General features: G+C 34.1%; 22 protein-coding genes and 2 pseudogenes. 10 read left to right on the forward strand and 14 right to left on the reverse strand.

The window, feature by feature from the left end; genetic code table 11:
• Positions 1–12 precede the first annotated feature (12 nt).
• The gene (locus ABWU47_RS00855) at positions 13–342 is read left to right on the forward strand and encodes a transposase (RefSeq protein WP_007548762.1); all 330 of its coding nucleotides are present in this window, start codon (positions 13–15) and stop codon (positions 340–342) included.
• Positions 326–961 carry a transposase gene (locus tag ABWU47_RS00860; RefSeq protein WP_082246250.1) on the forward strand — a complete coding sequence of 212 codons (636 nt, stop codon included), beginning with the start codon at positions 326–328 and terminating at the stop codon, positions 959–961. Before ABWU47_RS00855 ends, ABWU47_RS00860 begins: the two co-directional genes overlap by 17 nt.
• 452 nt (positions 962–1413) lie before the next feature.
• On the opposite strand, the gene ABWU47_RS00865 is transcribed toward ABWU47_RS00860, so the two are convergent.
• Positions 1414–2448 carry an aspartate-semialdehyde dehydrogenase gene (locus ABWU47_RS00865; RefSeq protein WP_012673309.1) on the reverse strand — a complete coding sequence of 345 codons (1035 nt, stop codon included), beginning with the start codon at positions 2446–2448 and terminating at the stop codon, positions 1414–1416.
• Positions 2449–2588: 140 nt separating this feature from the next.
• Between ABWU47_RS00865 and ABWU47_RS00870 the strand changes: the two genes are divergently transcribed.
• Positions 2589–3041 carry a hypothetical protein gene (locus ABWU47_RS00870; protein WP_077188596.1) on the forward strand — a complete coding sequence of 151 codons (453 nt, stop codon included), beginning with the start codon at positions 2589–2591 and terminating at the stop codon, positions 3039–3041.
• A gap of 175 nt (positions 3042–3216) precedes the next feature.
• Here ABWU47_RS00870 and ABWU47_RS00875 read toward each other — a convergent pair whose 3' ends face one another.
• From ABWU47_RS00875 to ABWU47_RS00895, 5 genes are all read right to left on the reverse strand, one after another.
• Complete coding sequence (locus tag ABWU47_RS00875) at positions 3217–3852, reverse strand: transposase (protein ID WP_082246250.1); 636 nt, start codon at positions 3850–3852, stop codon at positions 3217–3219.
• On the reverse strand, positions 3836–4165 hold the full coding sequence (locus ABWU47_RS00880) for a transposase (protein WP_007548762.1): 330 nt from the start codon (positions 4163–4165) through the stop codon (positions 3836–3838). Before ABWU47_RS00880 ends, ABWU47_RS00875 begins: the two co-directional genes overlap by 17 nt.
• A gap of 430 nt (positions 4166–4595) precedes the next feature.
• Positions 4596–5570, reverse strand: a complete 975-nt coding sequence (gene ruvB / locus ABWU47_RS00885; protein ID WP_077188597.1) for a Holliday junction branch migration DNA helicase RuvB — start codon at positions 5568–5570, stop codon at positions 4596–4598.
• The gene (gene ruvA, locus ABWU47_RS00890) at positions 5567–6139 is read right to left on the reverse strand and encodes a Holliday junction branch migration protein RuvA (RefSeq protein ID WP_077188598.1); all 573 of its coding nucleotides are present in this window, start codon (positions 6137–6139) and stop codon (positions 5567–5569) included. The genes ruvB and ruvA overlap by 4 nt, the downstream gene beginning before the upstream one ends.
• A gap of 862 nt (positions 6140–7001) precedes the next feature.
• Entirely contained in the window at positions 7002–7331 is a 330-nt protein-coding gene (locus ABWU47_RS00895) for an SWIM zinc finger domain-containing protein (RefSeq protein WP_077188599.1), read from the reverse strand.
• 354 nt (positions 7332–7685) lie between these two features.
• Between ABWU47_RS00895 and ABWU47_RS00900 the strand changes: the two are divergent.
• The 3 genes and pseudogenes from ABWU47_RS00900 to ABWU47_RS00910 all read left to right on the forward strand — a co-directional run bounded on the left by ABWU47_RS00900 (position 7686) and on the right by ABWU47_RS00910 (position 9219).
• A pseudogene (locus ABWU47_RS00900) lies at positions 7686–8508 on the forward strand (IS5 family transposase).
• A 37-nt stretch (positions 8509–8545) separates the two neighbouring features.
• Positions 8546–9046, forward strand: a pseudogene (locus tag ABWU47_RS00905) (IS4 family transposase); the annotation flags it as partial.
• Positions 9046–9219, forward strand: coding sequence for a hypothetical protein (locus ABWU47_RS00910; RefSeq protein WP_156517996.1), 174 nt, complete (start codon positions 9046–9048; stop codon positions 9217–9219). The pseudogene ABWU47_RS00905 and the gene ABWU47_RS00910, both read left to right, overlap by 1 nt.
• A 16-nt stretch (positions 9220–9235) precedes the next feature.
• Here ABWU47_RS00910 and ABWU47_RS00915 read toward each other — a convergent pair whose 3' ends face one another.
• The 6 genes from ABWU47_RS00915 to ABWU47_RS00940 form a co-directional block, all read right to left on the reverse strand.
• Complete coding sequence (locus ABWU47_RS00915) at positions 9236–10486, reverse strand: citrate synthase (protein ID WP_077188600.1); 1251 nt, start codon at positions 10484–10486, stop codon at positions 9236–9238.
• An 80-nt stretch (positions 10487–10566) separates the two neighbouring features.
• Positions 10567–10836 carry a 30S ribosomal protein S20 gene (gene rpsT, locus ABWU47_RS00920; RefSeq protein ID WP_006279236.1) on the reverse strand — a complete coding sequence of 90 codons (270 nt, stop codon included), beginning with the start codon at positions 10834–10836 and terminating at the stop codon, positions 10567–10569.
• A gap of 51 nt (positions 10837–10887) precedes the next feature.
• On the reverse strand, positions 10888–11613 hold the full coding sequence (locus ABWU47_RS00925; RefSeq protein ID WP_006279235.1) for a lysophospholipid acyltransferase family protein: 726 nt from the start codon (positions 11611–11613) through the stop codon (positions 10888–10890).
• 55 nt (positions 11614–11668) lie between these two features.
• Complete coding sequence (locus ABWU47_RS00930) at positions 11669–12655, reverse strand: tyrosine recombinase (protein ID WP_353285711.1); 987 nt, start codon at positions 12653–12655, stop codon at positions 11669–11671.
• A gap of 365 nt (positions 12656–13020) precedes the next feature.
• Positions 13021–13656, reverse strand: a complete 636-nt coding sequence (locus tag ABWU47_RS00935; protein ID WP_077188602.1) for a DnaA ATPase domain-containing protein — start codon at positions 13654–13656, stop codon at positions 13021–13023.
• A gap of 129 nt (positions 13657–13785) precedes the next feature.
• Complete coding sequence (locus ABWU47_RS00940) at positions 13786–14850, reverse strand: AI-2E family transporter (protein WP_077188603.1); 1065 nt, start codon at positions 14848–14850, stop codon at positions 13786–13788.
• Between the two features lie 263 nt (positions 14851–15113).
• On the opposite strand from ABWU47_RS00940, the gene ABWU47_RS00945 reads away from it, so the two are divergent.
• Positions 15114–16307 (forward strand): bifunctional 2-C-methyl-D-erythritol 4-phosphate cytidylyltransferase/2-C-methyl-D-erythritol 2,4-cyclodiphosphate synthase, encoded by a 1194-nt coding sequence (locus ABWU47_RS00945; RefSeq protein WP_077188604.1) that lies wholly within the window; start codon positions 15114–15116, stop codon positions 16305–16307.
• Between the two features lie 827 nt (positions 16308–17134).
• Here the strand turns inward: ABWU47_RS00945 and ABWU47_RS00950 are convergent.
• Complete coding sequence (locus ABWU47_RS00950) at positions 17135–18199, reverse strand: 5-(carboxyamino)imidazole ribonucleotide synthase (protein WP_006279559.1); 1065 nt, start codon at positions 18197–18199, stop codon at positions 17135–17137.
• Between the two features lie 99 nt (positions 18200–18298).
• Here ABWU47_RS00950 and apaG point away from each other — a divergent pair, with 99 nt between their 5' ends.
• Positions 18299–18700, forward strand: coding sequence for a Co2+/Mg2+ efflux protein ApaG (gene apaG / locus ABWU47_RS00955; RefSeq protein WP_179951370.1), 402 nt, complete (start codon positions 18299–18301; stop codon positions 18698–18700).
• Between the two features lie 177 nt (positions 18701–18877).
• Entirely contained in the window at positions 18878–19783 is a 906-nt protein-coding gene (locus ABWU47_RS00960; protein ID WP_077188606.1) for an Rpn family recombination-promoting nuclease/putative transposase, read from the forward strand.
• 10 nt (positions 19784–19793) lie between these two features.
• Here the strand turns inward: ABWU47_RS00960 and ABWU47_RS00965 are convergent, their stop codons facing one another.
• Positions 19794–21392 (reverse strand): ABC transporter permease, encoded by a 1599-nt coding sequence (locus ABWU47_RS00965; RefSeq protein WP_006279556.1) that lies wholly within the window; start codon positions 21390–21392, stop codon positions 19794–19796.
• 129 nt (positions 21393–21521) lie between these two features.
• On the opposite strand from ABWU47_RS00965, the gene ABWU47_RS00970 reads away from it, so the two are divergent.
• Positions 21522–22328 carry a rhodanese-related sulfurtransferase gene (locus ABWU47_RS00970; protein ID WP_236514352.1) on the forward strand — a complete coding sequence of 269 codons (807 nt, stop codon included), beginning with the start codon at positions 21522–21524 and terminating at the stop codon, positions 22326–22328.
• Positions 22329–22363 lie beyond the last annotated feature (35 nt).

A 22363-nucleotide genomic window follows, 5' to 3' on the forward strand; every position in this document is an offset into this window, starting at 1 on the left:
GAAAGAAAAAATATGCCACAAAAAATGAGGGTCAGTAACCATAGCGAATATAACAAATTTCTAGAAAAAAGAGGAAATATTTTTCATTATATCAACGAAGCCATAGAAAAGTGGTACGAGAATGGTCCAAAAATACCAGGTGGCAACAATATTTATAGCGATAAAGTTGTAATTTTGGTGCACATAATAACTTGTTTATTTAGAATAGGCCTGAGGCAAACAGTTGGGTTTATAGCAGGATACCTTGAGCAAATTGGGAAAAATTTGCAAGTTATCAGCTATTCACAATCATCAAGAAGGTTTAAGAAACTCAATATTAAGATCAATGATTGCAGAAAATAATATGGAAGATATCGAAATTGCTATAGACAGTACAGGAATTAGTATATACAACAACACTCCTGGTCATAGCAAAGAAAATAGCGAAGATAGAAAGTATCGCAGCTATGAACAGACAAGAAAATTGCATGTAATGTTGAATACAAACAGCAAAAAAGCCATAGCTGTAAAATACAGTAACGGTGTCTACTCTGATCACTATGGAGCTTGTGATTTGCTAAAAGAAGTCGATTTTCAGTATGTCATAAAAGTACTATATGCAGATAGGGCATATGACAGAGAAAAGCTCTATAAGCTGTGTAATCAATATGGTATAAAAACGAAAATTCCTCCGAAAAACAACGCAGCAGAGCATCCAAAATTGGATTATATGCTTGATAGAAATGCCGCTATTCAGTTAATGAAATTACATGGTGAGAATGGTATAAAAAGATGGAAAGAAGAAGTAAATTACGGAAAAAGATCGTATATTGAAGGATTTTTCTCAAGGTTGAAGCGAATATTTGGGTTTAGTTTTAGGAGCAAATCTGAAATTAATCGTGAGAAGGAACTGCTACTCAAGTGTTATTTGCTTAACAAATTTACTGAAATAGGCATGGCTAAGTTTGAGATAGCTTCATGAATTTATTGTACGTTACCTACTATCCGAAGAGCGATGCAACAAAGCCCACTGGAATCCAGCCGGCTTTGTTGCATCGCTAGCTATGATGGATTAAAGATAAAAAAGGTGGAGAATATCAGTAGCTTATTATTCTGGTATTTATAACAAGAACGGTCAGTGAATACCTAAATTTGAGTAAAAGAAATTTCACTACCACTCACTAATCCGGCTAAAATTCAAGAATTTCAATGCTTTAGCTATTTTCAATAGAATTAAATTTATTAATATAAATAACAAGTTACTATTCTTAAATTTGATCAGATTGATTGCAAAAAAAACAAGATTTTCAATAAGTTGCTTATAATCCTAATTATAGTTAGCCTTTCATAAGTAGCGATGCAACAAAGCCATTCCAGCGTCACGCGCTGCCATGTGGTATACAAATTTCCTTCGAATTACAACGTACGTGCGCTCTATATGCACTTGATTGACAAATGCTCTCTTATCAAAATCTCAAGAATCTGCACTATATTTAATGCTGCGCCTTTGCGCAGGTTGTCAGCCACTATCCACATATTTAATCCGTGCTCAACAGTATTGTCTCTTCTAATACGCGATACATATACAGCATTCTCCTGTACAACATCAATTTGAGTTATGTATTCACTATCTTCACGCCTGTTGTACACTAAAACTCCACTATCTTCGGCTTCACTTAGCACTTCACGAGCTTGTTCTTCAGTGATATGTTGATCAAATTCCACATTTACTGCCATAGCGTGACCGATAAAGACGGGTACCCTTACACAAGTTGCAGTAACTTTTATATCTTCCTCTAAAATTTTTTTTGTCTCCTCTTGCATTTTCCATTCCTCTTCTGTAGAACCATTTTCCATGAATTCTCCTACATGGGGAATGCAATTGAATGCTATTTGCTTAGAGAATATCTTGGGTTTTTTAGCTTCGTTCATAAAGATTTTTTTTGTCTGGTCATAGAGCTCATCCATTGCTGCTTTGCCTGCACCAGAAGTTGATTGATAAGTTGAAGCAACGATTCTCTTTATTTTTGCTTTTTGGTGTAATAGATGTAGTACTAGCAGCATCTGTATTGTAGTACAGTTTGGATTGGATATTATGTTGTGGTTTTTATATTCCATAATTTTTTCTTTATTAATCTCTGGAATAATGAGTGGCACACCCTCTTTCATTCTAAAATGGGAACTGTTATCTATCACGATGCATCCAGCCTGTGTTGCAATTGGTACATACTCTTCAGAAACATGAGATCCAGCACAGAAAATGGCTACATTAGTTCCAACGAAGTCATAATCCTCAAGGCATAAAACTGTTAACTCTTTGTCACCAAAGCTCACCTTCTTCCCTTCTGATTTTTTCGATGCAAGTGCAATAACGCAATCTATCGCCTCATCTTGAAATTCAGCAAGCGTGCTTAATACCTCACGCCCTACTCTTCCGGTTGCTCCAATAACAGCAATTTTGTATCCCATATAGATGAACCTCTAATTTCAAAATTCTATTATATTTTTACTGACAAAATTTACAATTGTTTTAATATTTTTACCTTGCAATTAATTGTAATTTAGCTATTATTATGCAATATTAGTAATATTACATAATGAAATGAAAGATGAGTAAGGAATACGATGAAACTAAGGTTAAACCTGCAATTTCTACACCTCAAGGGCCTGAAGGAACCAATGGATCAAAGGCCCAAAGTGTTCTTTCGAATAAAAGAAAGCCTACAATAAATTTTGATGATAAAAAGTATGGTGTAAAAACCTCTAAAATAGACCAACAGTCTCTAAACAAAAGACAAGAATCTTCAAAGCTAAGAGATCTCTTAAGGTCAATACCAATAATAAGGAGATTTTTAGCAAGGATTTTCACACCTGAAAAAATAGAAATCATCAGTAACCCTATATATGACAACATGGAAGCATATAAAAAATCGCAGGAAGATTACCCTAGTAAGATAAAAGATGAAACTAGTATAGATGATGAACACACAAAAGAAGTAGATAGTAAACTTGAGAAGGGTAATGTTGAACAAGTGGACAACAAGAAAAGTCGTAGTTCATAAATATCAATCATTTAAAAATTATCTCTAGTTATAACATTGTATCTGTTCAGATGCATGGCTTATGTACAAATATTGAAACAAAAATTCCAGTGCTCCCTTTCTTGTCATCCCAGTGCGTGACACTGGGATGGCTTTGTTGCATCGCTCTTCGGATAGTAGGTAACGTACAATAAATTCATGAAGCTATCTCAAACTTAGCCATGCCTATTTCAGTAAATTTGTTAAGCAAATAACACTTGAGTAGCAGTTCCTTCTCACGATTAATTTCAGATTTGCTCCTAAAACTAAACCCAAATATTCGCTTCAACCTTGAGAAAAATCCTTCAATATACGATCTTTTTCCGTAATTTACTTCTTCTTTCCATCTTTTTATACCATTCTCACCATGTAATTTCATTAACTGAATAGCGGCATTTCTATCAAGCATATAATCCAATTTTGGATGCTCTGCTGCGTTGTTTTTCGGAGGAATTTTCGTTTTTATACCATATTGATTACACAGCTTATAGAGCTTTTCTCTGTCATATGCCCTATCTGCATATAGTACTTTTATGACATACTGAAAATCGACTTCTTTTAGCAAATCACAAGCTCCATAGTGATCAGAGTAGACACCGTTACTGTATTTTACAGCTATGGCTTTTTTGCTGTTTGTATTCAACATTACATGCAATTTTCTTGTCTGTTCATAGCTGCGATACTTTCTATCTTCGCTATTTTCTTTGCTATGACCAGGAGTGTTGTTGTATATACTAATTCCTGTACTGTCTATAGCAATTTCGATATCTTCCATATTATTTTCTGCAATCATTGATCTTAATATTGAGTTTCTTAAACCTTCTTGATGATTGTGAATAGCTGATAACTTGCAAATTTTTCCCAATTTGCTCAAGGTATCCTGCTATAAACCCAACTGTTTGCCTCAGGCCTATTCTAAATAAACAAGTTATTATGTGCACCAAAATTACAACTTTATCGCTATAAATATTGTTGCCACCTGGTATTTTTGGACCATTCTCGTACCACTTTTCTATGGCTTCGTTGATATAATGAAAAATATTTCCTCTTTTTTCTAGAAATTTGTTATATTCGCTATGGTTACTGACCCTCATTTTTTGTGGCATATTTTTTCTTTCAAGGTTAAATGGCTATTTTATAATGAATTTTGTCAGTAGCCACCAGATTTTTCAGTTGCTATGCAACAAAGCCATCCCAGTGTCAAGCACTGGGATGACAAGAGGGGAGCTACTTGAATGACAAGAAAATGGTACTGGCATAATAAGAAAGAAACACTGAGATGGTGAAAGAAAGAATATACGCGAGCAGCACCCATAGGGTAGCGCGTGACGCTGGAATCCAGTTTTTTCCTATTACCACAAACCGTAGCTTCATTAGTTAGAATAGCATAACTAGCGAGTACGAAACGGAGAAGTTTTAATTTGAACTACAGTTTCAGTGCTATTTAACATATATGCCTTCATACGCAAAAATGCCAGTATATGATATCATGCCAATCAATATATAATTGAATTATGGTAGAAAAGCTCTCTAATATTAAAGGCTCAAATACTCCTTTGCTTGGTCAGTTAAAACGCGTCCTCTTGGTGTGCGCTTTACAAAACTAATTTTGATTAAATAAGGTTCTACTGTTTCTTCAATATTGCCAACATCCTCAGATAGTGCAATAGATATAGTGTCAATTCCAACAGGTCCTGAGGTGTTGAATAAAAATCTTAGATAATTCATATCAAGTTTATTGAGTCCCATTTTATCTACACCCAATTTTAGTAATACAGAATCAGCGACTTCATAAGTGATTTTTTTATCATCTTTCACTTCAACAAAATCCCTTATTCTTCTGAGTAACCTCAAAGCAATTCTTGGAGTGCCGCGCGCACGGCAGGCAATTTCCCGTGCTGCATCCTCTTCAATTTCAGCAGAAAGAACTCTTGCGCCTCTTTTTATAATATTAACCAGCTCCTCAAAGGAATAAAACTCAAGATGCAAAGGAATGCCAAAACGATCTCTGAGTGGCGCAGAAAGTAATCCAAGCCGTGTTGTTGCTCCAATTAGCGTAAATGGTGGTAGATCTATCCTTAAAGTGCGAGTAGATGGGCCTTCACCTACTAATATGTCCAGGCAGAAATCTTCCATAGCAGTATATAAAACTTCTTCAATGCTGCGATTTAATCTATGGATTTCGTCGATAAATAGGACATCTTTTGCATTTAAAGTGGTAAGCACTGCGGCCAAATCTCCAGCTTTACTAAGTAAAGGACCAGAAGTTGCGCGAAAGCTAACTCTTAATTCTTTAGAAACAATTTGTGCTAAAGTTGTTTTGCCAAGCCCTGGAGGACCGTACAATAAGACGTGATCTAAAGCTTCAGTTCTCGTCTGTGCAGCGTTTATAAACACTTTTAAATTTTGTATTAAGTCTTTTTGTCCGACAAAATCATCAAGTTGTTCAGGTCTGATGTTGATATTGCGCGCATCTTCAGTATATTCTTTACCGCACGATATTGATTTCATAATGTTGAGAGCTCCTTAAGCGCCATGCGAATAATATCCTTAGTGTCCAGATTTGGCCTGTATTTTTTTATCGTATCATAAGCTTTCATTTTTTCATACCCAAGATTGATCAATGCTGAAAGGGCATCTTCATTGATTGGATGAAAATTATTGTTATTTATTTCTAGTTTACTCACTTTGCCACTCAATTCAGTGATGATTCGATTTATGAGTTTCAGGCCAAGTCCACTCATCTTGAGTGTTACTTTATCCTCATTCATAATTGCCAAAAATAGCTGTTCTGGAGTTAATTTGCCCAAAATTGACATTGCAGTTTTATAGCTAACGCCGCTTACTTTGACAAGCAACCTCAAGCACTGCTGTTCTTCTTCGCTTATAAAACCATATAGCTGAGCGACATTTTCTCTGTTATTTGCATAGGTTTCGATAAGTAATTTAACTCTACTTCCGATGGAACATGCATTTAAAGTTTTGGCAGAAAGGTGCACTATATAGCCAACATCATTCACGTTCAGGATTATGTGATCACTGCGCACTTCATCAACTATTCCGCTTAGATTTCCTATCATTTTTAGCACTGTATAGGGTTCAGTTTAAATACTCCTGGATCTTAGGTCAAGCAAACGAACATTATAACAGGGAAACGTGGCTAAAAAACCACTTGACAAACTCCGCCAGCCCCCTTATCATAAACACTGAAGCTATTTATTTATCTTCTCTGTACAGATTAAATGACAAAAAAACTCACGTATCTGGCGTCTCATGTTTAATTTTTTGCACTATGTGCACCTTATGTCTTATAAAATTTCTACCTACATAAGCTGAAACGCGCTTATAAAGCGTTTAAAACATAAAAAAACGCCAACTTAAAAAATGGATAGTGAATAACTAGCTACCCTAGGGTTTCTTTTGCCTTTTTTTCTGTTTAGTAAATTTCTTAACGTTTATAATTTAGATTAGTTGCGGTTTAAAAGTAGCTGAATCGCGGTTATTAAGTGTTTAGAATGAAAAAACGCCATACTTGAAAGTATAATGTAAGTAATTAGCCAATCATGGGGCTTTTTTTGCCTTTTTTTTCGTTTGGTAAATTTCTTAATGTTTATAGCTAAACGACAACCGTCATCCCGCTGCTTGTTAGCGGGATCTATGCTAAGAGATACCGCGGATGAATCGCGCGGTATGACGGTTCGTGGTGGCATCTCGTCATCCCGCTACGTGTTAGCGGCTAAGAGATACCGCGGCGGTATGACGTCTTAGCCATAGATTACCTGATCTCACCATCTTTCCGGTTGTTTTATACATAATTCTCGGATTTTGAAAGTTCACTTTGAATAAATTGCTCATATTCTTTATCCTCTAGTTCTTCAAAAATCTCAGGATAATGTTTACTGGAACGAGTAATTATTGAAATTAGCTCTTGCTTTGTTTTTCTTAGTAAAACCTTTCAAAGAGAGTCTGTTCATCTGGGCGCGTAGACGATCGATACTCCTTTCTATCAAGTGCAACCAAAGCAAAACCTGTTGCAGCCATATGCTTACATGGATCATAATACACAAATGCAGGACAGGAACATGTTCCACTCAAAAGAGGACCATCGTGCTTTAGTGTTACTCGATATACATTTGATCCAACTACCTTTGATTTAGCTTGAGATTCATTAACAGATATAATCTGTACCTTTCTTTTGTCAAAATAATCCCTTCCTCTGGAGCGGTAGGGTTCTTTGATAAGACCTGTGATATCTTTATAATACAGTCTCATTTTTACCTCCTTTAAAACCCTCAATTTTCTAATATATCCTTTCTTCCATAAAAATTTATTAACTCACCACGACTTTTATATGGCCCTGCGGACAATTTTATAGTGCTATAGCTAACTCAAGAAAGGTTTCCCTACGTCACACCGCGATTCATTCCATAACTGTATGAACATTCATTTTTGAAGGTAAATTGCACAGCAAATGGTGTCATGAAAGTAGCTGACACTGGAATCCAGCCTTGCCGTAATCTCATCAAGAACGTTGTGTTTTAACATAAAACGGCTACTTTTATACTTAGAGGTTGTCCACAAACCAAGGAATACGTAGTATATAAAGAAAGAATATTGAGGTAAGAGATGAGGAAAAAATATCCAACAGATTTAAGTAAAAGGGAATGGGCAAGAATAGAAAAACACTTCAGAGTATCGTACAAGAAAGGAGGAAGGCCGCCAAAATACAGTAAGTGTGAGATAGTAAATGCAATTCTTTATATACTGCGCACAGGATGTCAATGGCGCTATTTACCACACGATTTTCCGCCGTGGAAGGCTGTGCATGAACAGTTTAGAAGATGGAAAAAGCAGAGAATTTTTGAGAAAATGAACTATGATATCACTAAATATAGTAGGTCAAAAATGGGAAGCCGAGCGCATGCATAGTGGACAGTCAATCGGTAAAAACCACGGAAAAAGGGGGGGCAAAGGTTATGATGGTGCGAAAAAGGTAAAGGGGAGAAAAAGACATATAATCACAGATACTCAAGGATTTGTGCTTGGTTGCTATGTAGGAGCTGCAAGCGAAAATGACAGAGATGGGGTGAAGATGGCATTGGACAATATGAAGGAAAAATACAGCAATATTAAGAAAATGTGGGCTGATATGGGATACCAAGGAAAAGATTTAAAGGATTACGTAAAGAGAGAATATGGGATAGATATTGAAATTGTCAAAAGGCCTCCATGTAGGTTTTGGGTGCATAAAGATACACCACTAGAACTATTGCCACAACGGGATCCTGGATTTTCAGTACAGCCGAGAAGGTGGGTGGTAGAGAGGACTTTTGCTTGGATCAATAGAAATAGAAGGCTATCAAAGGAGTACGATTTACTTACAACATCTACTGAAAGTTTCATATATCTGGCTATGAGTAAAGTTATGTTAAGTAGGGAATATGCTTGATTTACTGGTTTGTGGACAACCTCTAAGCTATGGGAACGCTGGCGCATTAGATTTTGATTTTATATTAGAAAATGAAAAGCTAAAAAATAAAATGAAAGGACAGAAAGTAAGAGTTATAGTGCTGACATTAGCCAACTGAGAAACAGAGTTTTTGACCGAGATTTTGGAGCAAAGCTTATGTGTTAAGGTGGCACATAGAGGAGTGCTATAAACGACTCAAAGTAGGAGCAGAGTTAGAGAATTTTTCTGGAGAGGCTGTATTACAAGAATTTTGGGCAAACTTGGTCATGTGCAATATATTATCGCTTCATATATGTGATGCACAAGGGCCTTGGAACCCAGATCAAATTACTGAGTATCGTTTAAATTTTTCAGTTTTATTTAGTGTAATGAGACAGAAACTCTATCAGGTACTTATTGCACCAAAAAACTTTCAAGCCCTTTTTAAGTATACGCGCTAAAGTTAAAATCCGACCGGGACAGCCGCAATAAAGTAGATAAGCCTAAACGCCATCATGTCTTTAGGAGAGTTTGCTAATGAAAGTTCTTAAGTTGACGCCATTGGCTGAACGGATACGGAATGACACCATCCTTTTTTTTGGATTCCAGACTGGAATGACACCTCTGGACACTTCCGTCGTAAAGGAACCAGTGTCAGCTACTCGGATGACACCTTTTTTCTACTTAGTTTGGGTTATGCAAGAAGTCTAATGAAGTGAAAATAAATTTATTTACCAAAATAGAGTTGCCTTGGTCTACAGATCTTAGTTTCTTTATCATTTATCATTTCATACCACTGAGTAACCCAACCAGTGGTTCTTGCAAGTGCAAAAATAGGCGTGAACATATTTGAGGGAATATCGATAGCATTCATTATTATACCTGAGTAAAAATCAACATTTGGATATAACTTACGCACAATAAAATATTCATCCTTTAAAGCTATTTCTTCAAGTTTTTTTGCAATTTTAAGCAGTTCATTATTTTGTTCTAGTTTACTTAGAACCTCATGGCAAGCGCCTTTCAATATACGCGCGCGCGGATCATAATTTTTATAAACACGATGTCCAAATCCCATCAATTTAAATGGATCTTTATCATCTTTAGCTTTTTCGATGAATTTATCTATATCTCCACTTTGCTCTATCTCTTTTAGCATATTTATAACTGCCTCATTAGCTCCACCATGTGCTGGTCCCCAAAGTGTAGCAACTCCTGCAGAGAGGCTTGCAAACAGATTAGAACCAGCCGATCCCACCAATCTGACAGCCGCCGTAGAAGCATTCTGTTCATGATCAGCATGGAGAGTAAATATTTTATCCAGAGCTTTTGCAAAAAGGGTGCTTTTATCATTATCAACAGCATCGCCAAATATCATCTTTAAGAAATTTTCACTGTAACTTAATTCATTGTTAGCATTTATGAATTCCTGATTGTTGATATGCCTATAAATCATTGCAATAATTGTGGAAACTTGCGCTATTGCAGAAATTCCAAAATCTAGATCTTCACCATTGATATTGTTGCCATGCTTTTCATGGTAAGATGCTGACAAACTTGCAAAACATGCAACTAAGATTGACATAGGGTGAGCAGTTTTTGGAAATGCTTTAATTACATTTGTAACTTGCTCTGATACTTTGGATGATTCTTGTATTTTGAGAAGAAATTTTTTGTGTTGCTCTGAACTGGGTAATTCACCATAGAGCAATAAATAAATCACAGCAGTAAAATTATTATTCTCTGCCAAATCAGCTATATTATGTCCCCTATATTTAAGAACTCCTTCATCTCCATCAATGAATGTAATTGTAGAAGAGCATGAAGCTGTAGAAACAAACCCTGGATCGTAAGTGAATAATCCTGTCATCTTATATAAATCCTTGATATTTAACACATCAGGACCTGTTGTTCCGCTTAATACAGGTAGCTCGATTTTTAATCCATTACTTAGTTCTAATAGCACTTTTTTATCCATCACTTAAGCTACTTAAATTTTATACAGAATATACAAACTGAGGAGTATATATTAATACAGTTAACTTTACATTAACCGTATTAAGCGGTCATCAATGCTTTTACTTTTGCATTTAAGCGACTTATTTTACGCGCAGCAGTATTCCTATGAATAACACCTTTATTCACACACTTGTGTAAATTAGATTCAGCATTCCGAAATGCCAGAACAACATTTTCTTTGTCGCCAGACTTGATTATATCAACCAATTTTCTAATAGCGGTGCGAGTTTTACTTTTCCGCATCTTATTTATTAAAGTGCGTTTTGCTATTACCTTTATCATTTTTTTAGCACTCTTATGATTTGCCATATATTAATACCTAAAATACTGTACTTTCCTTTTAATTATAAAGTTTTTTTGTTAATTTGCAATATCAGTTTTTTCTATGGTTAATCTACTGCTTCTCTCTTCAATAATTTTTTCTAAACTTTGCAAGAATTCATTTTTGTTTAACCCAGAATATATTGGGGGCAATATTTCTATTACTGCCTTTCCGGGATTTTTTCTCAGAGAAAGTATGCTTTTTGGCCAAAACAAACCAGTGTTTAAAGCAACCGGTAACACAGGAACAGATAATACGCTATATAAAGCAGCAATACCTGGTTGATATTTTATATTTTGGTTTATAGTTGTTCTTGTACCTTCAGGAAATATTATTATGCTTCTATTTTCTTTTATACGCATTTTTGCTAGTTTGATTATATGGCGTATAGAACTGATACCATCTGAACGGTTAATAAAAATCATTTTCAGCGCTATAAGATGCAAACCAATGAATGGAATCCATTTCAATTCACGTTTTAAAATAAAAACCGCTTTTCTAAATAGTAGTATAAAAATAAATGTTTCAAATGGAGATTGGTGTTTAGATGCAATGATAAAAGGTTGCTTAGGGATGTTTTCCATTCCCCTCACTTCATATTTAATGCCACATAATAAACGCAGCATGAATAATACAACTCTCACCGAACAGACGAGGAAAATGGTTATTACACACTCAGAAAAGAAAATTACAGGGAGAGTAATGAAAGTATAGAATACCTCCCATAATATAAGAAAGAAATTAAACAATAAACTTGAAATCACAAACTCACATAAATTTATTTAAATTTAACTTTATTACAAATTAAAAACAATAAATTTAATTATTGATCATCTGAGTAATAGGATGCGAATCAGCTAATTTGTCCTTTAACTTTTCGTTAGCAATATGAGTATATATTTGTGTTGTAGAAAGGTTAGTATGGCCAAGAACTTTCTGTATCAACACAATATTTGCTCCGCTATCCAGTAGATGGGTAGCAAAAGAATGCCTAATCACGTGTGGAGAGATCTTATTTTCATCAATATTGCATTTTCTTGCTAACTCCTTCATTAATTGAGCGACCCTCTGCCTTGTAATTGGTTTATTAGGTTTATCACCTGGGAATAGCCAATCAGACTCCTTTCTGTTAGAGAGCAGATTGTCACGAACTGATAAATAATTTCTAAGGCTCTGCAATGCTTGTTCATTAAAAAGAATTTGCCTCTCTCTACCACTTTTTCCTTTTATTATTATATAGCATTCTTTGTTATTACTGTTTATTAAATGCGACACTTCACATAATTTCATACTAATTAGTTCAGAAACACGCATTCCAGAAGAGTAAAGGATATCTAAAATCGCACATAGCCTTTTACTGCTTATCTCTTTATTCGATTCGCTTGCTGATTTTCTCACTGCGTCCATTAGCAAAAATATTTCTTCGACACTTAAATACTTAGGCAAAGGACGAGAAACTTTTGGATTCTTTAATTCAGCATCATTAGCCGGCGCTGGATTAAAATCTATTATTCCGTCATTAAATAGACACTTATAGAAATTTTTCATAGCGGATATTTTTCTTGATATAGAGCTACTTTTATATTTTTTTTGTGTACATAAAGATTTCACATAATCTTTAATATTGGTTTTGTTTACACCAACCAAGGTAGTGCCGCTTTCCAATAAAAATTCTTCAAACTGGTGTAAATCCGAACGATAACTTTCCAGAGTATTTTGTGTAGCGGACCTCTCTGAAGCTAAAGCATCTATGTAATATGTTATGTAAAGATTTTCTTTTTTATTTTGCGACTGTTTATTTTTCATTATCAGCTCCTATATTTATTTCTTTGGCTATAATTTGATTAGAAGTGTTCCCTGTGTTTCTTATGAGAAAATATGAGACAAATAAAGCATTTATCAATAGAGTGAACATCACAAACTTTTGCTTTAACCTTTTTCTTAAATTTAATCTTACTCTTATCATAGTTAAATTATAACGTTAAATCTATAAAAAACACCTTATAAAGTGAGCTCTACTATAAATATAGAATACTTCTTAGCTGTATCTATCTATATTTATTATAACATAACATTGATTATAATTCTAACATGGACAGATAGAGATTTCAATTACGTTAGTGTTATGGGTGTTAATAAATTTTTAATATACACCTTTACAAAAGAAGAAATCAAATGGCATCTTTTTTTAATAAAGTGCTAATAAAAGGAACGGTCACATTCGACCCTATAGATTCATTATCTATCTTCTCTATAATTTTATCAATGCTATAGAAAGAACGTTCTATTCTTGCTAAAATATAATTAATCACTTTTAAATCAATTTTTAACTGTTTATCTGAAAATCGTTTTATTAGCATAATTCTTAATAATTCCTCGCTTGCAGGCAAAATTTTTACGCTGATAGTTGATAATATTCGAGAACTTAAATCTCTTAATTTGAAGTTAAGCTTTTTTGGTGAAATTGAAGAAGTGATTAGCAGCCTCTTGTCACTTTCTTTCATGTAATTGTAACAATGTAATAACATTGCTTCATCTTTAATGTTTTGTACGTCTTCTAAAATAAAAGCATCGCTATACCTAATCTCGCTTACGAAGTTATTCACATTGATAAAAATTGCATCGTTTATTGATTGCCAAATATGAGCAAGATGAGTTTTACCGGAGCTTTTAGGTCCAAAAAGAATCAGACATTTCCAAGATAAATCATTAACTACCGAATTATACACGTGCTTATTTTCATCTAAGACGATGTAATTCTGCCGACTATAATCAGCTTGATTGTTGTTAAATAAATTTAATTGCACGTTGAACCTCTTACGTAACCTCTTTCTGGTAGTAATTTTTGCGCAGAAATTTACTTACGCTCCTCAAATGTGTCAGGTATTCTGGGCTCATTTCTCCTCTTACCATAAATTGATTATGCAAAAGGTCTGTTAGCCGTTTTTATAAAGCTCACTTTTAAAATATTTATTGATTGCATATTCTACTGATACATTGAACATTGCTATTATTGGAATAAAAAGTAATATACCTATAAATCCAAAATATGAAGCGCATATAGTAATTCCCAGAATAATTACAGTTGGATGTATATGAACTTTTTTTCCTATTAATAAAGGAACTAATATGTTTGAATCTATTAATTGCCCAACACCAAATAATAGCAAAACAGCAGCACTTTCAAACCATCCACTAAATTGAGTGATAGCGCTCAAAAACCCAATAATGGTATATAATAATGGCCCTACGTAAGGTATGAACGTTAACATTCCTGATAAAATTCCAATAACAATAGAGTGTTTCAATCCGATTATGCTCAGGCTTACAGAGTAAAAGATCATCATGACAATACATACATTTACCTGCCCCTTTAGATAATTAGATATAATGAAATCCACTTTGAAAAAATAATCTGCAATTTTTCCCCTGTAAGGAATAGGGATTAATTTATTAGCTTTTTCTATAATTAAAGGCCAATCACGTAATATATAGAAAAACACTACAGGAGTAATCACCATTAATGATACCGTGTTAAAGCTTGAACTTAACACTTGGATTATAAAGTTACTAGCAATATCAAGAGCATTCATGAAATAAGATACATAGTTGCTGTAATTTTCTGCTAGATTTTTAGATAAGTGATCAAATAAGCTATCCTCGATTTTTATATTAAGAAATTCTAATACAGAGGGGATTACTTTAAGCTCTAATGAAGGCACTTTACTCACTAAGAAATTTAATATTGAAGTAATTTGAACATATATAATAGGTAAAACAAATGTTATGACTAGTATAAAAGCTATTAATAAAACAAGTATTATAAAAATTACAGAACATGAACGTGGTATTCTATACTTTTCAAACTTAATTACTAGCGGATTAAACAAATATGCAATAATAATAGATATTAAACATGGAAAAATCATAGTACGCATCAGGAATAACATCCCTATTATAAAAAGCAGTATGAAACAAATAGTTATATGACGTTTTTGCATGTGTTTAGCATAGCTAATTTACTGAAAAATATGCAATTTATTTTTCCTATGTTGAAAGTATTTTACGATTTGTAATACTATCGTTTTTTACTAAAATTTAGTTGTTTAATCCGCAGGCAAAGATAGATTTTGAGCTCTCTAAATATCTCTTTTGCTATTATAATTATGCTAGTTAATAGGGGAAGTAACTTTTATATGATGTCAGAAATTTTATTTTTCGGAAAGAATCTTGGATAGAGAGGAAAGCTTCTACAAAAAGAAATATGTGCGCTAAGAAATACAAAATAGCAGCATTAATAGTTGCAGCGGGAGTAGGCAGTAGATGCAATTCTACGATTCCTAAGCAATATATAAAACTGGCAGGTAAATCTGTTTTATTTCATACAATTAAAAGATTTCTGGCTAACCAATATATAGATTACATAAGAATAGCAATTAATAGAGACCATGAAAGTTTCTATGAGAAAGCTATATCACTAATTACAGACACTAAATTACTAAGCCCTGTATACGGAGGAGAAAACAGGCAAAGTTCAGTTAAACTAGGGCTTGAAAGCTTACAAAAAGTTAACCCAGATTTTGTAGTTATACACGATGCTTGTAGGCCTTTTGTGTCAGATGTTCTGATAGATAACTTGGTTGAATCTATGATTAATGATCAATATACAGGAGTAGTTCCAGCAATAGAAGTTGAAGACACTATGTCATTGGTGAGTAATAGTTTTATTGAATCTACGATTTCAAGAGGAAAGCTCAGAGCCATACAAACCCCTCAAATTTTTAATTTCAAAGAATTATTATCATGCCATCAATCAGTCAAAGAATTTACTGACGATTCATCACTAATGGTAGAGCACAAAAAACATGTTGCGATCATTAAAGGTGAGAAAAGCAATTTTAAGTTAACCACAAAAGAGGATATCAATATGGCAAAGCTTCTTTTTGAAGAGCCAAAATTTCGTGTCGGAGCCGGTTATGATATACATAAGTTCATTAAAGTTCAAAATGGTGCTGAAAGCTTTATAAAAATTTGCGGTGTGAAAATTGAACACAACATGGCAATAGAAGCGCACTCTGATGGTGATGTTGCAATACATGCAATCGTTGATGCAATACTCGGAGCACTGGGATGTGGCGACATAGGAGAGCACTTTCCTCCTAGTTCCTCTGAATGGAAAGATTGCAATTCATCTCACTTTCTTGACTTTGCTGCTAAAAAAGCAAAAGAAAAAGGGTACAGCGTGTCTAATTTAGATATTACTATAGTTTGTGAAGAGCCTAAAATATCGCCTTACAAAGTAGAAATGAAGAAATTCATATCAAAAGCATTAGAAATTGATGATGAATTTGTAAATATCAAAGCAACCACTGCAGAGAAATTAGGTTATATTGGAAGAAATGAAGGAATAGCAGTGCATGCTTCTGTGTTATTGCATACAAACTTTTATTGGGAATAGAAACGAAAAAACTTACTTGACACCCTTCGCCAGTCCCCTTATCATGAAACTGAAGCTGTTTATTTATCTTCGCAATCTGTGCAGGTTAATGACAAAAAACTTAGGGTATTTGGCGTCTCATGTTTAATTTTTCGCACTACGTGCATCGCATGTCTTTAAAAATTTTTAGGTTTTTACCTATATAAGCCGAAACGCGCTTACAAAGCGTTTAAGACAGCAAAAAACGTCAAATTGACAAGGGAGAATTTGAATGCTAGCTACTACGGGGTTTCTTTGCCTTTTTTCCTGCTTAGTAAATTTCTTAAACACTTGCGGTGTAGGTTAGTTGCAAGTTAAAAGCAGCTAAATCGCTCTTAATCAAGCGTTTTAGAATAAAAAAAACGCCGATATTTTAGTACATAGTAAATAGCCAACCACCACGGGGCTTCTTTTGCCTTTTTTTTATTTGGTAAATTTCTTAATATTTATGGCTAAACGACAATCGTCATCCCGCTACTTGTTAGCGGGATCTAGAGATACCGCGGCGGCATGACGTAGGACTGCTGTCATTCAAGTAGCTGACGCTGGAACCCAGCCTTGCTGTAATCTCATCAAGAACGTTGTGTTTTAACATAAGATCAGCCACTTTTATGCTTACCAACTTAATAAAATTCCTGGATCCAAGTAGTCAGGCTACTCGGATGACACCTTCACAAAGTGAAATGAGATCCCGCTAACAAGCAGCGGGATGACGGGAAAAGAGGTGCTAGAATGACACCGTTTACTATGTAACATCTCATCATATCACAATGTTCGTACAGTTGTGGCGGTATGACGTAGAAAAACTGTTAACTTAAATCTATATTGACATGTCCCATTTTACGCTTATCCCTAACCTCTTTTTTCCCATATATGGTTAAACTAGCTTTTTCGTTGCTCAAATACTTATGAGAATCATATATATCATTACCTATTATATTTTTCGTCATACAAGGAAAGCGTAATACTACTTCCTGCATAGGTAACCCGCATATTATCCTAACTAGCTGTTCAAATTGACTAACGTTACATGCATCCAAGCTCCAGTGGCAAGAATTGTGAGGTCTGGGAGCTAGTTCATTAACTAACAATTCGTTATCTTTAGTAACAAAAAATTCAATAGCCAGAATTCCTATTACATCAAGCGCATTTGCTATTTTCTTTGCAGCTCGTTGTACCTCTTGAGTTAATTTGCTATCTATTTTAGCTGGCACTGTTGAAGTATCAAGTATTCCATCAACGTGGTAATTTTCTGCTATAGGAAAAAAAGCTACTTTACAGTTTTTATCTCTTGCAACGACTATTGAAACCTCTTTCAGTAAATCAACACTTGCTTCAAGAATGTACTCTGTATTCCAATCAAAGGAAGCAAATTGCTTCACTTCAGAATCATTCTCAAGCACATATTGTCCTTTTCCATCGTAACCCATTTCTGTTGTTTTCAGCCTTATTGGATAGCCAAAAGCTCTACTGCTTTTCAGTAGCTCATTATAATTTTGTATACTCTTATAGTTAGCAGTTTTTATACCCAAGTTTTTAATAAAATCCTTTTCTCTCAGTCTGTTCTGCGAAATGTGTAACGCTTTTTTACCCGGATAAAAATTTACATCGATATCAATTGCACTACATGGAATATTTTCAGACTCAATAGTAACTAAATCCACACTCTGTGCAAAAGATTCAAGAGCTTTCTTATCAGAGAAATCTGCTATTGTGAAATCATCAGCAACAGAGCAAGCCGGATCGTCTTTAGCACTGGCAAAAACATGTGTTTTTTGTCCAAGTTTTGTTGCAGCGATAGCAGTCATTTTACCTAATTGTCCACCACCTATTATTCCTATTACTTTTTTGCTAAGCGCATCTGGTTCGTTCATACTATAAATTGATATTTCCTAATTAAAGTATACTTGAAAAATCTATGAAAAAAGCATATAATTAGAATATTATCTTTTTATCATGAATATTCTATAATGATTCTAGAATACACATTGACTACCAACTTTGTTGAAGTTACAGTTTTACCAATTTACATTGAAGAGCAATCCATTCCTTATGAAAATTGCTATGTATGGATGTATAACGTTAAGATAAAAAACAAAAGCCAATCAACTATTCAATTGTTAAGTCGTCATTGGCAAATAATAGATTATAAGGGCAAAGTAAATGAAATTGCCGGAGTTGGTGTTATCGGAGAACAGCCTGTGATAAAATCTGGAGAGGTATTTAAATACACAAGTGGAACATACTTAAATGTACCGTCAGGAATAATGCAGGGTAAGTATGAATTTCTGAATGAAGAAAGCATAAAAGTTTTTGAAGTTATGATACCACCCTTCTCTTTGGATAGTCCATACATCAAAACTAGACCCCATTAACTGTCAAAATAGTTTATTTGTAACCAGACTGCATTCTGTGATTTTTAGCAAAGCACGATCTTTCATTTGAGCTTTCTTCAATTTAAAATAAATACAGAAACTAGCTATCTTCAAAAATATGGTTGAATAATTGTTAATAATAGTGTATAATTATTAATATTTTCAAGCATTTTTGCCATGGCTCTCTCAAAATTTCTCGATCCTCGCAATGATTTGTGTTTCAAAAAAATCTTTGGAACGGAAAAAAATAAGAATATCCTGATCCACTTTTTGAACGATATTTTAGGGTTTACTGAGATAAATGCAATACAAGAAGTTGAGTTTCTTAGCACTATTATGGATCCCGAAGTTGCCTCTGATAAACAAAGTATTGTTGATGTTCTCTGCAAGGATTCTCACGGAAATAGATATATAGCAGAAATGCAGCTCGCTAGAGACAAGGGCTTCGAAAAACGCGCTCAATTATATGCCGCTAAAGCCTACTCAAGACAATTAGATAAATCTGGCAACTACATTGATTTAAAGAAAGTCTTCTTTATTGCTATATCAAATTGTAACTTACTTCCTGAAGAAGTTGATTATATTTCTACTCACAATATACGTGATATAAAAACTAACGGCCATTACTTAAAAGATTTTCAGTTTGTCTTTATTGAGTTGCCTAAATTCGCAAAAAATAAAGTAGAGCAGTTAGAAAGTATAGTAGAAAGGTGGTGTTTCTTTTTTAAATACGCAGAAGAAACAACAGAAGAGGACTTAAAAGAGATAGCAGAAAAAGCGCCAATAATAAAGCTAGCATATGATGAATTAGACAAGTTTCGTTGGAACGAAAAAGATTTAGTAGCCTATGAAGAAAGGATAATGGATCTACGCAAAGAAGAAGCTATTCTTGAATACAGACTTGATCTTGCTGAAGAGAAAGGTATACAAAAAGGTATAGAGAAAGGGAAAATTGAAGGGAAAATTGAAGGGAAAATTGAAGTCGCAAAAGCAATGCTGGCTAATAATGTTGATGTCAACACTATTGTTAAGTTTACTGGCCTTTCTATTAGTGAGATTGAAGAATTAAGTGGAAATCTGTGAACAGTTACGTTTATTTTTTATCCTTATCATCAAGTGTAAATAAGGTTATTGTAGAGATTAAGCCTATTATAACTATTATTAACGAAAATGGGGCAGCTTCTCTATAGCGCTCATCGCTTACAAGTTCATATATTCTAGTTGATATAGTTTCAAAATTAAATGGTCTTATAATAAGTGTTGCTGTGAGCTCTTTGATAGTATCCATAAATACGAGCAAAAATCCCGATAATATACTCTTCTTGATGAGAGGGATATGAACATTCAAACATGTGGAAATAGGTCCATGACCCATAGTATATGCAGTCCACTCAATTTCATTTGGTGTTTTTTTGAGCCCTGACTCTACCGCCTTGAAAGATATAGCAAAAAAACGGAATAAATATGAGTAAACTAATGCGCCAATAGTTCCTACTAAGCTAATTTCCACAACATATTGAGTAATGAAAGAGGATATTCTGCTTAAAAATATTATTATACTAATTGCGATAATTGCATTTGGAATTGCGTAGCCTAAAGAAATGAGACGCGCTATATTGTTGATTACCTTATTTTTACGCGCCGTATATCCAATCATTATTGCAATGCTAATTGAGATTAATGCGGTGATAAATGATAAACTAATGCTATTTGCTATTATGTTATAGAATCTTGCTTCGTATATGAAAAACCCCTTCTCTATGCTCCAATATATGAGCGGAATCATTGGCAAAATAAAACCTATTAATATCGGCAATACACACATAAGATAAGCAAAGATCAACTGTATAGCGCCACTTATACTCCGTTTGTTGTGATAATCTGAATTGGTATTGATTGAAGAGTAGGATATTCCTTTTTTTTGTAGTTTTTTTTCGATAGCTATTAGTGTTGCAACGAAAATCAACTCTGCAACTGCTAAAACAGTAGTTGAATATTTGTCATGCAGTAAAAACCAGGTGCGATATATTCCTGTCGTAAAAGTATCGATAGCAAGAAACTGTGGTGTGCCGAAATCTGTAATTACTTCCATTAGTACCAAAGACAACCCAGCTATAATTGATGGGCGTATGGAGGGTATGATGACAGAAAACAGGCTCTTCAATGAGGAGAACCCAAGTGTTGACGCAACAGTGACTGAGTTACTAACATTCTTTAGACTTGAGCGGACTAACATATAAACGTATGGATATAGGCTGAATCCCATTACTAATATTCCACCACCTAGGGATTTTATTTCAGGAAACCAATAGTCACCTTTGCTCCACTCTAAAATGTCTCTTAATGAGCTCTGCACCGGACCTGAAAACTCTAGTGTATTTACATAGACGAACGCTACTATATATCCAGGAATCGATATTGGAAAGAACAAAGCAATCTCAAAAATTTTACTTCCAGGAAATGAAAAAAATGTGGTAAGCCAAGCTGGAATTACTCCAAATATAAAGGATATTCCCCCCACTCCTATCATCAAAATTAACGTATTCAGTATATATTCAGGGAAAAGTGTGCTGATTACCCATCCAGAATTTGCTGATTCTGTAAATAGAATCGATATTAACGATAGTATAGGACAGACGAATAATATACTTACTGAAAATAAGAATATATTTTTAAATACTCTCAAAAACATTAATTTGGATCTATATTTGATATTAAAATGTTATATGTAAAAACTAAAGATATCCAGTAATTAACAGCCGTACTATTGAATATCTTTATAATTTTGTATATCATGTTTTTAGTTGATAAGTGAATAATCATGAGCTTCGTCATTGCAACTTTCTATCACTTTGTAGAACTCTCTAATTATTATGACATGAAAGACGAAATAAAAACTGCATGCGACAACATTGAATTAAAGGGTACTATACTCCTTGCAGAAGAGGGTATTAATGCAACCGTATCTGGTGAAAGAAACGCGATTGATAAAATATTCGATTTTCTACGTTCTGATTATAGGCTAAGGGACCTTACATGGAAAGAGAGTGCAGCAGAATATCAACCATTTAGCAAGATGAAGGTAAAATTAAAAAGAGAGATTGTGAATCTTGGTGTAGGCAATCTTGATATTTCCCTTAAGGGTAAATATGTTGATCCAGAGCATTGGGATGATTTTACTTCTCAACCTGACGTTTTAGTAATAGATACACGAAATGAGTATGAAGTGAAATTAGGCAAGTTTAAGAATGCAATTAATCCACACACACAATGTTTCCGTGAGTTTCCTCAGTGGACAGAGTCATTTTCTGAGAGTAAAGACCTGAAAGTGGCTATGTACTGCACTGGTGGGATTAGATGCGAAAAATCTACAGCATATATGAAAAGCCTTGGATTTAGTGATGTTTACCATCTTAAAGGCGGCATTCTTTCTTACCTTGAAAAAACTTATAATAAAAATGGTAATTGGAAAGGAGAATGTTTTGTTTTTGATGATAGAATTGCTGTTGATAACTCACTTACTCCAAGCAACACAATAAAATGCATATTCTGCTCAAATCAAGTTTCAACTGATAAACTGAAATCAGTTCCACGTGGCCAAGTGGTTTGTTTCAACTGTAAACTTTAGCATTAGAAAAAAGCTCCTGTACTAGAATTTAACAC

This window comes from Wolbachia endosymbiont (group A) of Gastracanthus pulcherrimus, from assembly GCF_964028265.1.
Taxonomy (GTDB): domain Bacteria; phylum Pseudomonadota; class Alphaproteobacteria; order Rickettsiales; family Anaplasmataceae; genus Wolbachia; species Wolbachia pipientis.